This is a genomic window from Williamsia sp. Y853 (assembly GCF_056786495.1).
Genome location: NZ_JBXCJC010000001.1, coordinates 694,958 through 709,728, shown reverse-complemented (window position 1 = coordinate 709,728; position 14,771 = coordinate 694,958). Strand labels below are relative to the sequence as shown.

Genomic DNA, 14,771 nt, shown 5'->3' with positions numbered 1-14,771 from the left:
CAACCACCGAACATCCGACGTCAGGTAGCACCGAGCCATGACCACACGTATCCCCGCCGAACTGCAGATATGGGTCGACGGGATCCAGGCTCCGCCTGCGGGGGGCACCACCCGGATCCAGATCGGCCGGGTGCCGGAGAACGACATCACGATCGACCATCCGCTGATCTCCCGGCGGCACGCGGTGCTGTCCTGGAACGGCGGATGGTCGATCAGCGATGCCGGGAGCACCAACGGGATCTATGCCGGTGGTCAACGGGTGCAGTCGGTGAACCTACGGGGCACACAGGACGTCCGTCTCGGTGGGCCCGACGCTGGACCGGTGTTGCGGATCAGAATCACAGAACCCGTTCCGGCACCGGTTCGCTCCCTGCAGAAGCCGGCCGGGGCCGACGACCGGCCACACATGCAGGCGCTGCGACAGAACATGTCCGCGGTGTATCAAACCGCCGGGAATCAGCCGCCGCCGCAACGCCAGGCGGTCGACATCGCCAGCGGATCGACCATCCGCATCGGTCGAACGCCGGACAACGACGTCGTGGTCAGCGATGTGCTGGCATCTCGCCATCACGCCCAGATGATCAGCAGCCCATCCGGATTGGTGATCGAAGACCTGCGCAGCGTCAACGGAACATTTGTCAACGGTCGCCGGATCACCCGACAGCCCCTCACCGACGGCGACGTCGTCACCATCGGCAACAGCGACTTCGTGGTCTCCGAAGGCCAGTTGGTCCGTGGCCAGGCCCAGTCGGTGGTATCCGGTGGCGTGCACGTGAGTTCGGTGAGCCTGACCATCGATGGCAAACAACTGCTCGACGACATCGACTTCACCGCCGCACCCGGGACACTGACCGCGATCATCGGTCCGTCGGGTGCCGGTAAATCGACTGTGTCCAAGATTGTTTCGGGTTCAAACCATCCATCTGCGGGAACCGTGACGTTCGAAGGGCACGGTGTTCACGAAGAGTACGACGCACTCCGAACCCGGATCGGTATGGTCCCGCAGGACGACGTCCTGCACAGCCGACTGACCCTGCGCCAGGCCCTGCGATACGCCGCGCAGCTACGACTGCCTCCGGACATGTCCCGTGCCGACCGGGATCTGGTGATCGACGGAGTGCTTGCCGAACTGCAATTGACCGAACACACCGGTACCCGTATCGACAAACTCTCTGGTGGACAACGCAAACGGGCATCGGTGGCGATGGAACTGCTGACCGGACCGGCGTTGCTGATCCTCGACGAGCCGACGTCCGGACTGGACCCCGCGCTCGACCGGCAGGTGATGCAGACCCTGCGGCGGCTCGCCGATGCCGGTCGTGTGGTCATCGTCGTCACCCATTCCGTGGCCCACCTGTCGATCTGCGATCAGGTGCTGTTGCTCGCACCCGGCGGAAGGACCGCGTTCTGTGGTCCGCCCGGATCCGTGAAAACCGCCATGGGCACCGATGATTGGCCTGAGATCTTCACCTATGTCGCCGCCCACCCGGAAGAGGCGTCGAATCGCTACCGGGCCACGGTCCGACGGCAACCACCGCCGACGCCACCACAACCCGGATCATCGCGACCGCGTTCACGTCAGGCGAGCGCACTGCGGCAGGTCAGCACGATCGCGCGCAGACAGTTCCGGCTGATCCTGGCAGACCGCGGATACCTGGTATTCCTGCTGCTGCTCCCGGTGGTCCTGGGAGCGCTGACCCTGGTCATCCCCGGGTCGGCGGGATTCGGACTCAACGCACCCGGAACCACTGAAACCCTGCAGATCCTGGTGATTCTGGTGATCGGTGCGACCTTCATGGGGTCGGCGCTCACGGTCCGGGATCTGGTCGGTGAACGTTCGATCTTCGAGCGCGAACGTGCCGTGGGGCTACGCCCAGGCGCCTACCTGGCCGCGAAGGTGCTCGTCTTCGCGGTGTTCGCGATTGCGCAATCGGTGATCATGCTGTTGATCTGTTACGCCGGCCGAGGCACTCCCGGCAAGGGCGTATACCTGCCTGCCACAGTCGAACTCGGCATCGACCTCGCCTTGCTGACCTGCATCGGCGCCCTCATCGGCCTCGCCATCTCGGCGTCCGTTCGTACTCCTGAACAGACCATGCCACCGCTGGTGGTCGTGGTGATGATCCAGCTCGTGTTCTGCGGGGGCCTCTTCGCCCTGCACGATCGGGTCGGATTGGAACAGATCGCCTGGCTGATCCCCTCCCGATGGGGTTATGCCGCAGCGGCTTCCACCGTCGAGGTGCAGTGGACGACACCTGGATCGGCCACCGAGGACGAACCGCTCTGGCAACACAACATGACCACCCTGGGTACCAGCTACGCAATCCTCGGCGCGATGGCCGTGGTCTTGACCGTGTACATCTACAGCCGACTGCGGCTGAAACGATCCTGACCTCCCCATCTTGGTGGGTTCTGGGGAACGCGACCTGCGCGTTTACTCGCCAAAACCCACCAATTCCGGGGTCAGGGGATGATGTTGACCATTCGGCCGGGCACCACGATGACCTTGCGGGGTTCACCGTCGAGCAACGGGATGATCTTCTCGTCCGCAAGCGCCGTCGCACGCAACGTCGCCTCGTCTGCGTCGGCCGCAACGGTCATCCGGCTGCGCACTTTGCCCTTGACCTGGATCGGGACCTCGATGGTGTCGTCGACCAGCCACTGCTCCTGCGCCTCCGGGAACGGCCCGTGTGCCAGAGAGCCGTTGTTGCCCAGGCGCTCCCACAGTTCTTCGGCTGCGTGAGGTGCCACCGGCGCCAGCATGAGTACCAGCGGGGTGACCGCGTCGCGCGGTGCACCGTCGGGATACTGCTTGGTCAGATGGTTGGTCAGCTCGATCAACTTCGCCACTGCGGTGTTGTCGCGCAGGTTCGAATAGTCCTCGCGCACACCGTCGATCGTCTTGTGCAGCAGGCGATTGGTGTCATCGGCCAGGTCCACGTCGACGACCCGGGTCTTGCCGGTCATCTCGTCGACCACCAGACGCCAGGCGCGCTGCAGGAATCGCTGCGCACCGACGACGTCCTTGGTCGCCCAGGCCCGCGAGGTGTCCAGCGGTCCCATCGACATCTCGTAGACACGCAGGGTGTCGGCACCGTAATCGCGGCAGATGTCGTCCGGCGCAACGGAGTTCTTCAGGGACTTGCCCATCTTGCCGTATTCCCGGTTGACCTCTTTGCCCTCGTAGAAGAACTTGCCGTCTTCTTCGACGACCTCTTCGGCCGGGACGTAGACGCCGCGGGAATCGGTATACGCGTACGCCTGGATCATGCCCTGGTTGTAGAGACGCCGGTACGGCTCGGCCGAGCTGACGTGCCCGAGGTCGAACAGCACCTTGTGCCAGAAACGCGAGTACAGCAGGTGTAGCACCGCGTGCTCGACGCCACCGACGTAGAGGTCGAGCCCGCCGGGATCGTTCTCGCCGTGCAGGTCCGGCCGCGGTCCCATCCAGTACGCCTCGTTCTCCTTGGCGCACAACTCATCCGGGTTGGTCGGGTCGATGTAGCGCAGCTGGTACCAGGAGCTACCGGCCCACTGCGGCATCACGTTGGTGTCGCGGGTGTAGTGCTTGAGACCGTCGCCGAGGTCGAGGTCGACGTTCACCCAGTCGATGGCCTTGGCCAGCGGCGGGGAGGGTTCGCTGTTCGGGTCGTCGGGATCGAACGAGATCGGCGCGTAGTCGATCACATCCGGAAGTGCCACCGGCAGCATCGAATCCGGGATCGCGTGCGGCGCACCGGACTCGTCGTAGACGATGGGGAAGGGTTCGCCCCAGTAGCGCTGACGCGCAAAGAGCCAGTCGCGCAGCTTGTACTGGACGGTGCCGCTGCCGGTGCCGTCGGCTTCGAGACGCTCGATGGTGGCCGACTTGGCCTCGTCGACCCGCATACCGTCGAGGAAGCCCGAGTTGACCAGCGGTCCGTCGCCGGTGAAGGCTTCGTCGGCCACACCCTGCTCCGAACCAATGACCTCGATGATCGGCAGCTCGAATGCGGTGGCGAACTCGTAGTCGCGGCCGTCGTGGGCCGGGACCGCCATGATGGCACCGGTTCCGTAACCGAGCAGCACGTAATCGGCGATGAACACCGGGACCTGCGCGCCGTTGAGCGGATTGACGGCGTAGGAGCCGGTGAAGACGCCGGTCTTCTCCTTGTTCTCCTGCCGTTCGAGATCCGACTTCGCCGCGATCGTCTTGCGGTAGGCCGCAACAGCTTCCGCCGGGGTCGCCGCACCATTGGTCCACAGTGCATTGACATCGGCGGGCCACTGCGCCGCGATCAGCTGATCGACGAGCTCGTGTTCCGGGGCGAGCACCATGTACGTCGCACCGAAAAGGGTGTCGGGGCGGGTGGTGAACACCTCAATTTTACAGTCCCGCACAGGAGACGAAGGCGAAGCCGGAGCTCGACCAGATGGGACGCTGAATGCGACCTGCGCGCCGCGGGAGCGGCCGATCCAGTTGCGTTGCATGGACTTGACCTTCTCGGGCCAGTCCAGCAGTTCCAGATCGTCGAGCAGGCGGTCGCTGTACGCGGTGATGCGCATCATCCACTGCCGCAGGTGTTTACGGAACACCGGGAAGTTGCCGCGGTCGCTGCGGCCGTCGGCGGTGACCTCTTCGTTGGCCAGTACGGTACCCAGTCCGGGGCACCAGTTGACCAGCGAATCACTCTGGTAGACGAGCCGGTAGTCGTCGATCACCTCGGCCTTGGCAGCCTCGTCCAGGTCCGACCAATCCCGGCCGTCGGCGAGAGTCCTTGCTCCGGAATCGAATTCGGCGATCAACTCGGGGATGCGGCGGGCCTTGCCCGCATCGCCGTCGAACCAGGCGTTGTAGATCTGCAGGAAGATCCACTGGGTCCAGTGGTAGAAGTCGACGTCGGTGGTGGCCACCCGGCGACGCTCGTCGTGGCCCAGGCCCAACCGGCGGATCTGTTCGAGGTACCGCTCGATGTTGGCCTCGGTGGTCGTGCGGGGATGCGTTCCGGTCTGCACCGCGTACTGCTCGGCCGGGAGTCCGAACGAATCGAAGCCCATCGTGTGCAGAACGTTGCGCCCGTTCATCCGGTGGAACCGCGCATAGACATCGGTGGCGATGAAGCCGAGAGGATGCCCCACGTGGAGTCCGGCGCCCGAGGGGTACGGGAACATGTCCTGGACGAAGAGCTTGGCGTCGGGACCGTCGAACACCGACAGATCACCTGCCAGGTCACCCACCGGGTTGGGCGCCTCGAAAGTGCGCCGCTCGGTCCAGTTCTGCTGCCATCGCGCCTCGATCTGCCCGGCCAGCTCTGCCGTGTAGCGGTGCTGCGGGGATTCGTCGGGGGCTGAAGTCGTCGGGCCAGTCACTTGACCAGCGTAAAGCCTGACTGATCTGAGCTGCAGGCAGGCCTGGGTGACCATTGATTTTCCGTGGCCTCGTATTGTATGGGCGTGACCGTCGCAGCAAACATCCTCGCCGTCATCGCTCTGGCGCTGGCGCTGGTCTTCGGAGTATCCGGGGTCCTGGGCACCGTGAGGCGCCTGCCCCGCAACCGTTGGCTCGGCGTGCGTTCCGCCGAGACCATGGGCAGCGACGAGAAGTTCCAGCTGGCCAACCGCGTCGCCGGACCCGGTCTGATCTGCGCAGGTGTGGTCCTGGTGATGGGTGCCGTCCTGGCGATCCTCCTCGGTGGCACCGCAGGCGTGATCATCGCCATCGCGGCCATCGCGGTCGGTATCGGCCTGGCCGGGGTCATCGGCTCACTGGGCGTCCGAGCGGCCGCAGCACTGCCCGATCCCGCCTCTGACTGCGGTGTCAGCGGTGGTTGCACCAGCTGTTCTCTGCAGAGCATGTGCACCACCGACAGCGCCGCCGGTGGCGCAGCGCCCTCCGACTAAAGGCGTGGCGCGCTCACCGCTGGCCTTCCTTCACCGCTTCAACATCGATGGCTTCATGGTGGCCATCATCGGCGCGGTGGTCGTCGCGACGATCTTCCCCGCCCGCGGCGTCGCCGACGACATCCTCGACTGGGTTGTCAAGATCGGCGTCGGGCTGCTCTTCTTCCTCTACGGCACCCGACTACATCCGCGTGATGCCCTCACGGGTCTGACCCACTGGCGCCTGCACCTGACAATCCTGGGATTCACCTTCGTGGTGTTCCCACTGCTCGGCCTGGCGCTCTGGCCGCTGCTCCCGCATCTTGTCGGCGACGATCTGGCCACCGGCGTGCTCTACCTCTGTCTGGTCCCGTCCACGGTCCAGTCCTCGATCAACTTCACCTCGATCGCCCGCGGCAACATCGCGGGCGCCATCGTCAGCGCCTCGGCGTCGAACCTGCTGGGTGTGTTCCTCACCCCGATGCTCGTGGTGCTCCTGATGAACTCGTCCGGCGACATCTCGTTCTCGGCCTCGTCGGTGGTGACGATCGTCCTGCAACTATTGGTGCCGTTCATCGCCGGACAGTTGCTCAGGCCGCTGGTGGGCCGACGGATCGCGGCGCACAAGAGCCTCACGAAGTTCTTCGACCGCGGCATCATCGTGCTCGTCGTGTACGCCGCGTTCGGTGACGGTGTGCGGGACGGCATCTGGAGCCAGGTCAGCTGGTGGCAGGTGGTGATCCTCGTCGTGCTCGCCGTGGTCTTGGTGGCCGTGATGCTGTGGCTGACCGGTGCCGGATCGCGGCGCCTCGGATTCGACCGGGCCGATTCCATCGCAATCCAGTTCTGCGGCACCAAGAAATCACTGACCACCGGTCTGCCGATGGCCGCTGTCCTGTTCGAGGGTCGCACCATCGGCCTGATCGTCCTGCCGCTGATGATCTTCCACCAGGTTCAGCTGATGATCTGCGCCTGGCTCGCCGCGCGCTACAGCCGCCAGTCCGAGGTCTAGCCCGAAGTCCGCGCGAACTCGGGTTGGTCAGCGCACCGGCCGCGACACCGGAACGTTGACGTAGCTCGGCGCATTCGGATCGAGCTGGATGTGTTCGGGCTTGAGCTGCGAATCGTTCAGCAACGGCCGCAACGGAACACCTCTCGGGAAGTTCGCCGCGAACACATCGATCCGCAACCGATGTCCGGGTTTGATCAGCGCATCGGTGGCCAGCAGGCCCACGTCGAGTTGCACGGCCTGGCCCGGTACCACCGGCTGACGCGTTGCCAGGGTCAGGGTCTGCACCGGATCCACCACGTCACCGTCCGGACCGTACCCGGTTGCATCTTCGTCGAGCGCCCGCAGCGAGGCCACCAGCTGGCCCGACGTGAGTACCGTCGAGGTGCCGTCGGGGGCAACATCATTCAGGGTTGCCGTCCAGTATCCGTCAGTCGCATCCATGACGGTGTTCAGATGCAGATTGATCGGACCGCTGAGGCTGGTCGACTCGGCAAACGGGGTCGTGGTGAACGTCAACGCGCTGGATTCGGCGGTCCTTGAATCCTCCGCGCAGAACGAGAACACCGCGAGGATGCCTGCCGTCTGCTGCGCGGCATCACGCGAACACAACGTGGCCAAAGCCGGTGCGACCGTGAGCCTGCCACGGCTGTCGGATGGTGCGGCGGACAGCGAGCCGTCACGCACGGCGTGCGGCGCCGTACCGCTCGTACGGTCGGAGAGGTAGAGCCGCTGGTGGTTCATGCCCTGGCGCGGGAAGTCCTCGGCGGTGGTCCAGCCGTTGCCCTGCTGGTACAGGGTGGCCGGTCCGTAGTTGTCGATACCGTTGTCGATGCCCTTGAGCCACTTGTCGAACCACGCACGTTGCAGGACGTCGAGCCGTGGCGGATAGCCGGGATCACCGAAACGAGAACCGCCGGTGACGTGATAGGTCGGGCCCATGATCAGCTGTTTGCGGCCGTTGTCGAGCGGGATCTCGTCGAACATCCGCCACTCACTGTTGGTGAACAGGTCGTACCAGCCGCCGTAGATCATCGTCGGCGTGGTGATCTTCTCGGCGAAGGCCTGCCAGTTGGTGCGTTCGGAGGAGGTGTCGTCGAGCAGGCTCTGCGTACGTGGTGGCACCGCGTCGATGGTGGGTGCGGTGAGCGCATCCAGTAGTTGTGGGGCGAAAACAGCTGGGTCAGAAAGCCTGGACCCCAACCACTTCCAGTCGAATGTGCCGTTGAACATCGACGCCACATCGGGCACGAACTTGAGTCCGTTCACGAGCGCCAGCCAAGCAGGCAGGAAGCCCACACCCAGCGCACCGCCGGGGGCAACGATGTCGCGGATCAGGTCGCCACCGGGTTCGACCGGGAAGATCGCCTTGAGCGGCTCCGGATTCTTGTTCGCCGCCTGGATCTGATTGATACCCGAGTAGGACGCCCCACTCATGCCGACCTTGCCATCGGACCAGCTCTGGTCGGCGGCCCAGTTGATGACCTCGACGGTGTCCTGCTGTTCGCGGGCCTGAAAGACGTCCCAGACACCCTGCGAGAAACCGGTCCCGCGCACATCCACGACCACCTGCGTATAGCCGGAGCGAACCAGTGCGGGGTCGACGCTGAAGGTCTGGGCAAAGCCGCCTTTGAGGGTCTGCACCAAATCGGACAGGCCGTCGATCGGGGTTCCCGAGAAGTTCAGCAGGTCGGCCAGTTGCAGGGCCAGCGGCGCCAGCACCGGATTCGACAACGCCGCATCGGCAACAGCGCTCACCAGCTTCGTGTACGGCGTCATGTTCACGATCACCGGCGTCTTCGTGGCAACCGGCCTCGTCGCGGCGTCGGCCGGCCGGTAGATGTTGGCCTTGAGGACGGTGCCATCGCTCATGGTGATCGGGACGTCCCATTGGACGTTGATGCCGGGATATTGCAACGGACCATCGTGTTGCGCGGTCCACCGCTCACCATCCGTTCCACCCGTCGGATCAGCCAGCGCTGCAACAGGATTCGCGAATCCTGCAATCAGAGTGACTGAAACGAGACCGGCGATCACACCAGCACATCGACCCCACAAAACCATCGGACCCCTCCGCATTCCCCGACCCCCGAGCAAGCGTCTGCTGAGACGCCGCTCACATCAGGGATGAACAATAACAGGTTATCGAAATCCAATCGACAATCAGAGATCAGTTACGTTCGAGCTCGATCGGGTGTGTCGACAGCATGGGAAGCGGCCACGGCTGACGCCGCAGGACCTGCGACCAGAGATCGACCTCGGCGGGGGCGATCACATCGGTGGGCAGCGACGGGGCCACGATCCAGCTGCCGCTGCGCAATTCATCACCGAGCTGTCCGATACCCCACCCGGCATAGCCGGCGAAGATCCGGACACCGATCAGGAAGTGACCGAGTTCGTCTGCGTCGGCATCGAGATCGACCAGGACCACGCGGCCGTCGACCTGTCGCAGGGCAGTTACATCGTCGATCTCGACACCGGGTCTGACCACCCCGAGGCACAGCGCCGAGTCCTGTTTGACCGGACCACCCACATAGACAGCCTTCGGCCGGGCCGCGGTATCGGTCCATGCCGGCAACAGGTTGTGCACTGCCGTCTGACTCATCCGGTTCAGGACAACACCCAGACTGCCGGCGTCGTTGTGCTCGATGACGTAGACGACCGTGCGCCGGAAAGTCGGCTCGGCGAGATCGGTGGACGCCATCAACAAACTGCCGGCGGATATCGCCTCGGTACCAGATGACACCCGCACATGATGCCACGCCGATGGCCCCAACAGGCTACGGCGAACAGTCGGAACCACCCGATCTTTTTTCGCCGGAATACCCGATCGTGAATTCGTTTGTAGGCTGGACACGATGAACGCCGAACAGCCCGTCGCGGACCCAGAGCCGCATGTCCGCACCAGCCATGAGCGGTTGGCGTTGCGTGATTTCACGCGGTCGTTTCGGGAATCGCCCGGCCTGTCCCGGCTTCTGTCCGTTCGGTTCGGCAGTCAGTTCACCGATGGCCTCTTCCAGGCCGCGCTTGGCGGCGCGATCCTCTTCAACCCCGAACGCCACGCCGATCCGATGGCGATCGCGGCCGGGATGGCGGTCCTGCTTCTGCCCTATTCCCTGATCGGTCCGTTTGCCGGCGCGCTCCTGGACCACTGGGATCGACGGTTGGTTCTCGTCTGGGCCAATGTGCTGCGCGCGATCCTGGTCGCGATCGTGTCGGTGGTGATTGCCACCGGAGCCGGCGACACCGGTGTGCTGATCGCCGCGCTGGCGGTGACCGGTGCAAGCCGGTTCGTCGCATCGGGGCTGTCCGCGTCGCTGCCCCACGTCGTCTCTCGCGACCTGCTGGTCGGCATGAATTCGTTCTTCACCACCGCCGGTTCCGGAGTTCTGGCCCTCGGTGCCGGTGCCACCTTCGCCCTGCGCGAGATCTTCGGGTCCGACAACACCGGCAGCGCCCTGACCCTGCTCGGCCCAGTCGTGATGGCGCTGATCACCGCAGGTGTCGCCCATCGATTCAAACCACTGCAGCTGGGCCCGGATCATCCCGACTTCGTCGGTCCTCCGATGCCCGGGCATCCGGAAGGCACCGCCATGCGCGCGGTCGCGGTTGGTCTGGGCCATGGCGCCCGTGCGGTCTGGAGCTCGCCACCTGCCGCGGCAGCCCTGTCCGGTGTGGGCGCCCATCGCATCGTGTTCGGCATGAACACGCTCCTGCTGCTCGTCCTCACCAAACAGTCGGCGCTGGGCGGTGGATTGACCGGCTTCGGGCTCGTCGCGGGTCTGACCGCGGTGGGCATGCTGCTCGCCGCGGTGATCACCCCCTTTGCGGTCGCCCGATTCGGGCGGCAGCGCGCTGTGGTGTCGGCGCTGGCCATCGGAACGGTCGCCCAGCTCTCGTTGCTGAGTTTCAACGGTGTGGTCATCTGCTTCGCCGCGGTGGTCCTGGGGCTGATCGGCCAGGTGTGCAAGCTGTGCGGCGATGCCGCCATGCAGATGGACGTCGACGACGCCCGCCGCGGACAGGCATTCTCATTCCAGGACGCCCTGTTCAACGTCGCGTTCGTCGCTGCGGTCACCGCCGCCGCGATTGCCATCCCCACCGACGGCAAGTCCGCGGTCCTGGTCGTGGCCGGTTGCGTGCTCTACGCACTCGCCATCGTTTCGGTCACCCTGATCCACCATCGACCCGTCCCGGCCTGCTCACCACCATCGGCGCCACTGGCGACAACCGCCTGATCCGTACCCACCGCGCGATCAGGTGACTTCACAGGAGGCACGGTGCAGTACGGAATCGTTTTCCCCAAAGGTGACAGTGCAGATTTTGCCGAGATGGCAGTGGCCGCCGAGGAAGCGGGCTGGGACGCGGTGTTCGGCTGGGAAGCGCTATGGGGCGTCGACCCCTGGATCTCCCTGACCGCCGCGGCCATGCGAACCAGTCGTATCAAGCTCGGGACCATGCTCACGCCCCTGCCCCGGCGCAAACCGTGGGACCTGGCATCGACCACCGCCACCCTGGATCGGCTGAGCGGTGGTCGCGTGATCCTGAGCGTCGGATTGGGTGCACTGCATCCGGGCTGGCTGGCATTCGAGGCCGATCAGGGACGCAAGGTGCGTGCCGAGCTCCTCGATGAAGGTCTCGACGTCTTGTTCGGGCTCTGGGGTGGTCAGCCCTTCACCTACGACGGCAAGCACTACCAAGTACGGCCCACCGATTTCGAATTGCCCGATCCGCCGGTCCAACAGCCCAGAATCACCACGTGGTGTGTGGGATTGGAGGGTTCTCGCAAATCGATGTCGCGGGCGGCCCGGTGCGACGGATTGATCCCCAACTTCGCCGGTGCGCAGGGCCCGGAACCGCAACCGTTCGAGCGGTGGGCCAGTGTGGCCCGCGACATCCGAGAGCTTCGCGAGGAACTCGGCTACAGCGGGCACTATGACGTCGTCTATGAGGGCACCACCGACCTGACCGACCCCGCCGGGGAACGCGAGCGGGCCGCGGCAATGGCCGACGCCGGCATCACCTGGTGGTTGGACTCGGATTGGGGTGCAACACCCGACGATCCCATCGCCTACCAACTCGGACGGATCAATGCCGGGCCACCTTCGAGCGCCGTCTAGAAAACGTTTCGCTCGCAGAGTCCCGCAACGGGGCCCCAATTGTTTCCACCCCGACCGCTCAGAATCCCGCGCCGGCCACCGCTCCGCTCGGTCCACCCACGCCGACTACCCCATAAATGGGGTATCTGCGGTGGTCAGCGGCATATTTTCCATCCGAACTCCGATTTGCGAAAATTGATCGTAACCTTTGCGAAAGAACCGTGAAACAAGGGCCTAATTCGAGTGTTTGTGCAGTTCAGCGCGATGACGAGCGCTCGAGCATCCATACGCCGGCACAAACATCGCCGATACCGTGACAGAAAATATCGGCAATTTCCTCACATCAAGGCGACAAAACAGGGAATCACCTGGCACTATTGGCGAATGCGCAATCGTGACGAGGTGTCTGAGTTCGCCATTGAACTCAATAAGCTCTGTGCTACTCGCTGGCCAGGTGGGTCGCGCACTGCAAATGCAGAGATTGCTGACTGGGTGACGGCCGAAACAGGCCGAAACATCGATCGGCAATTTGTATGGCGGATCCGTAAGGGCCGCGTAATGAAGGTGGACGGCGCAGTTCGCGACGCCATCTGTTCATTTTTTGGAGTCTCGAAAGAGCATTTCTCGTTCAGCCCCCGCACACTCGGCCAAGAGGTGCAGGCTGCTATCGAGGAAACAGGACTTCAAGTAGCCGGCCTCCGCGCCGATCAGCTGTCGTCGACCGGGCGGGCTGAACTCGCCTCCCTACTGCGAGAGGTGAGTCGGGTCCTCGAAGCCGAGAAGAGCGTCGGACAGTGATGACCCGGCAGAAGATGTTTCGCCTTGCCGCGGCCATCACACCGATGAGCGGATGGGACTGGGACGATTTCGAGTCCCGGCTCGGCGAGCAACTCGAATGCGACGTCCGGTGCATCACGTCGGAGTCGTTCAACTCCGGCGAGATCACCGGAGCCGCATTGCGGACCAGCCGCGGGACCGCGATCATCGTTTCTCCTGCCAATGTCTCTGACGCGCACCGGATCCACATCGCAGCCCACGAGGCCTGGCATCTCCTTGCCGGCCACGAGGGTTGTGATCAGAACGCACGTCGCGAAGCACAGGCCGAGGCATTTGCCACGACCGTCGGCACGCTCGCCGAAGGACGGGGCAGCGAACCCCGCAATAATCGCGCTTTGACTGCAGCGTTCGGAGCTGTTGGCATAGTCGCATGAGCCAAGCTCTGGGCGCTCTCGCCTGGATAGGGGTCGCCCTGGGAGCGACGCTCGCCATCCGTGGGGCCCTGTACCGCCAGACAGCGACGACCGCCTTCGGCGTGTGCGTCGCTTTCTACTGCCTGACCGGGGAGACCTACACCGCCCTGGTTCCAGACGACGGTGTCCGCCACGTGATGAACACCTCCGAACGGATCTGGGGTGCCACCTCAGCGGTGATCGCCGGTTGCGCCCTGGTCGCATCCCTGATGGCGGTCCGCCGCGGCAACAGCAACCCGGGATCCGACCTCCACCACGATCCCGACCTCAACCAGCGGATAGTGCTTCTGGTGGTGGCTGCCGCCGCCTCGATAGCCGTGATCAACCTGGCGCTCGCCCACAGCGCACTCGCACCGTCGGCGAACTTTCTCTCCGACTACGGGCACATGTACCAGGTGGCGATGTACCAGGTGGTATTCGCCAGCTGGATCGGATTTCCGGCCGGTTATCTCGGATGGACCGTTGTCCGTTCCGAACTCGGTCCGCTGCGCTATACCGTCGGGTTCGGTGGACTGTGTGGTGTGCTCTGGGCGATCTGGAAGATCATCGTCACCGCAACGATCTGGATCGGCGACATCGACATCGCCGAGAACAGTCCGGTGAGTGTGACTCTCGGATTCCTGGCCCTGGCGTTCTGCGTGATCGGGGCACTACTGCTCGGACTGACCGCGTCGTATTCCGCCTGGCAAACCGGGCGGACCTATCGGCATGCACGCGCGATCGAAGACCGTCGCCTTCGGCACCACAACAGGGCCGCCTGACATTTGTGCCGTACGCGGGCTGCACCGCCGCGGCTCTTGAGAGTGGCTGCCGATTCATCTCGGCGACCGCCGCGTGTGGTCTGACCCCTCAGATACCGAATCCCGGTTGGCCCGGCAACATCACCGCATCCGCGGTCCCGTCGAGATCGTGGTCGACGAACAACTGATCGAAACCTTGATCGCCGTCGGTGTCGAAGTAGACGCGCCCGCCCGAGCGCACCACCACGATCTCACCGCGACCGTCCGAGTCGCGGTCGTAGAGCAGATCAGCGGCGTCCCCGTCGCCGACAAAATCGACCTGCGCGCGCGAACCCTCAGAATCTGCGTTTGCCGCCGCGGACTGCGGCGCGCCATCAAGCGATGTCCACGTGAGATGGATGTCGGTTGGCTGGGGTATCGGGGGCGGGGGTATCGGTAGTTGAAGGTTCGGGGTCGGTGCGCTGACCCGCGGATCCGGCTCCGGATGTCCCCACACGCCAGAACCGTTATCGGAGAACCATTTGTCGACCGCACCATCGTCATCGAGGTCGAGACCACTGAGATCGGCCCGGCCATCGCCATCGCGATCCCAGATCACGTCGTCGACTCTGCCGTCACCGTCGAAATCGAGCCGAACCGCATCTGCCGCACCTCCGCCGAGCACCACGTCGGCCTGCGACGTCCATGTGGTGATCGATCCGTCGCCAATTCCGAAGACGTACTCGATGACCGGGTCCATGGGTACTTGGACGGACTGGACCCGTGCGCCGGTTCCGGGGCGCCCGAAGACGGTAGCGTGTGATGCACACCATGT

The 14,771-nt window shown here is 64.5% G+C and carries 12 protein-coding genes; 8 read left to right on the top strand and 4 right to left on the bottom strand.

The window, feature by feature from the left end; genetic code table 11:
- The first annotated feature begins 37 nt into the window (after nt 1–37).
- On the top strand, nt 38–2,392 hold the full coding sequence (locus AC1TPF_RS03485) for an FHA domain-containing protein (RefSeq protein ID WP_482142636.1): 2,355 nt from the start codon (nt 38–40) through the stop codon (nt 2,390–2,392).
- 71 nt (nt 2,393–2,463) lie between these two features.
- On the opposite strand, the gene leuS is transcribed toward AC1TPF_RS03485, so the two are convergent.
- Complete coding sequence (leuS, locus tag AC1TPF_RS03480; protein ID WP_482142635.1) at nt 2,464–5,349, bottom strand: leucine--tRNA ligase; 2,886 nt, start codon at nt 5,347–5,349, stop codon at nt 2,464–2,466.
- Nucleotides 5,350–5,433: 84 nt separating this feature from the next.
- Between leuS and AC1TPF_RS03475 the strand changes: the two genes are divergently transcribed.
- Nucleotides 5,434–5,880: an SdpI family protein gene (locus tag AC1TPF_RS03475; RefSeq protein WP_482142634.1), complete on the top strand. Its 447-nt coding sequence runs from the start codon at nt 5,434–5,436 to the stop codon at nt 5,878–5,880.
- 55 nt (nt 5,881–5,935) lie between these two features.
- Nucleotides 5,936–6,871: a bile acid:sodium symporter family protein gene (locus AC1TPF_RS03470; RefSeq protein WP_482137291.1), complete on the top strand. Its 936-nt coding sequence runs from the start codon at nt 5,936–5,938 to the stop codon at nt 6,869–6,871.
- A gap of 27 nt (nt 6,872–6,898) precedes the next feature.
- Here the strand turns inward: AC1TPF_RS03470 and AC1TPF_RS03465 are convergent, their stop codons facing one another.
- Nucleotides 6,899–8,932, bottom strand: a complete 2,034-nt coding sequence (locus tag AC1TPF_RS03465) for a CocE/NonD family hydrolase (RefSeq protein ID WP_482142633.1) — start codon at nt 8,930–8,932, stop codon at nt 6,899–6,901.
- Between the two features lie 106 nt (nt 8,933–9,038).
- On the bottom strand, nt 9,039–9,620 hold the full coding sequence (locus tag AC1TPF_RS03460; protein ID WP_482144015.1) for a YqgE/AlgH family protein: 582 nt from the start codon (nt 9,618–9,620) through the stop codon (nt 9,039–9,041).
- A 106-nt stretch (nt 9,621–9,726) separates the two neighbouring features.
- On the opposite strand from AC1TPF_RS03460, the gene AC1TPF_RS03455 reads away from it, so the two are divergent.
- From AC1TPF_RS03455 to AC1TPF_RS03435, 5 genes are all read left to right on the top strand, one after another.
- Nucleotides 9,727–11,106, top strand: a complete 1,380-nt coding sequence (locus tag AC1TPF_RS03455; protein WP_482136499.1) for an MFS transporter — start codon at nt 9,727–9,729, stop codon at nt 11,104–11,106.
- Between the two features lie 42 nt (nt 11,107–11,148).
- A complete protein-coding gene (locus AC1TPF_RS03450; RefSeq protein ID WP_482142631.1) occupies nt 11,149–11,988 on the top strand; it encodes an LLM class flavin-dependent oxidoreductase in 840 nt (279 codons plus the stop codon).
- A 363-nt stretch (nt 11,989–12,351) separates the two neighbouring features.
- The gene (locus tag AC1TPF_RS03445) at nt 12,352–12,765 is read left to right on the top strand and encodes a hypothetical protein (protein WP_482136501.1); all 414 of its coding nucleotides are present in this window, start codon (nt 12,352–12,354) and stop codon (nt 12,763–12,765) included.
- Nucleotides 12,765–13,178 carry a M78 family metallopeptidase domain-containing protein gene (locus AC1TPF_RS03440; RefSeq protein ID WP_482136502.1) on the top strand — a complete coding sequence of 138 codons (414 nt, stop codon included), beginning with the start codon at nt 12,765–12,767 and terminating at the stop codon, nt 13,176–13,178. The genes AC1TPF_RS03445 and AC1TPF_RS03440 overlap by 1 nt, the downstream gene beginning before the upstream one ends.
- Nucleotides 13,175–13,978, top strand: a complete 804-nt coding sequence (locus AC1TPF_RS03435) for a hypothetical protein (RefSeq protein ID WP_482136503.1) — start codon at nt 13,175–13,177, stop codon at nt 13,976–13,978. The genes AC1TPF_RS03440 and AC1TPF_RS03435 overlap by 4 nt, the downstream gene beginning before the upstream one ends.
- 88 nt (nt 13,979–14,066) lie before the next feature.
- On the opposite strand, the gene AC1TPF_RS03430 is transcribed toward AC1TPF_RS03435, so the two are convergent.
- Entirely contained in the window at nt 14,067–14,696 is a 630-nt protein-coding gene (locus AC1TPF_RS03430; protein WP_482136504.1) for a hypothetical protein, read from the bottom strand.
- Between the last annotated feature and the right edge of the window lie 75 nt (nt 14,697–14,771).

Bases quoted from the DNA above. Each gene is read 5' to 3' on its own strand.
- AC1TPF_RS03485 (WP_482142636.1), top strand. From the start codon at position 38: ATGACCACACGTATCCCCGCCGAACTGCAGATATGGGTCGACGGGATC.
- AC1TPF_RS03470 (WP_482137291.1), top strand. From the start codon at position 5,936: ATGGTGGCCATCATCGGCGCGGTGGTCGTCGCGACGATCTTCCCCGCC.
- AC1TPF_RS03465 (WP_482142633.1), bottom strand. From the start codon at position 8,932: ATGGTTTTGTGGGGTCGATGTGCTGGTGTGATCGCCGGTCTCGTTTCA.
- AC1TPF_RS03455 (WP_482136499.1), top strand. From the start codon at position 9,727: ATGAACGCCGAACAGCCCGTCGCGGACCCAGAGCCGCATGTCCGCACC.
- AC1TPF_RS03445 (WP_482136501.1), top strand. From the start codon at position 12,352: ATGCGCAATCGTGACGAGGTGTCTGAGTTCGCCATTGAACTCAATAAG.
- AC1TPF_RS03440 (WP_482136502.1), top strand. From the start codon at position 12,765: ATGACCCGGCAGAAGATGTTTCGCCTTGCCGCGGCCATCACACCGATG.
- AC1TPF_RS03435 (WP_482136503.1), top strand. From the start codon at position 13,175: ATGAGCCAAGCTCTGGGCGCTCTCGCCTGGATAGGGGTCGCCCTGGGA.
- AC1TPF_RS03430 (WP_482136504.1), bottom strand. From the start codon at position 14,696: ATGGACCCGGTCATCGAGTACGTCTTCGGAATTGGCGACGGATCGATC.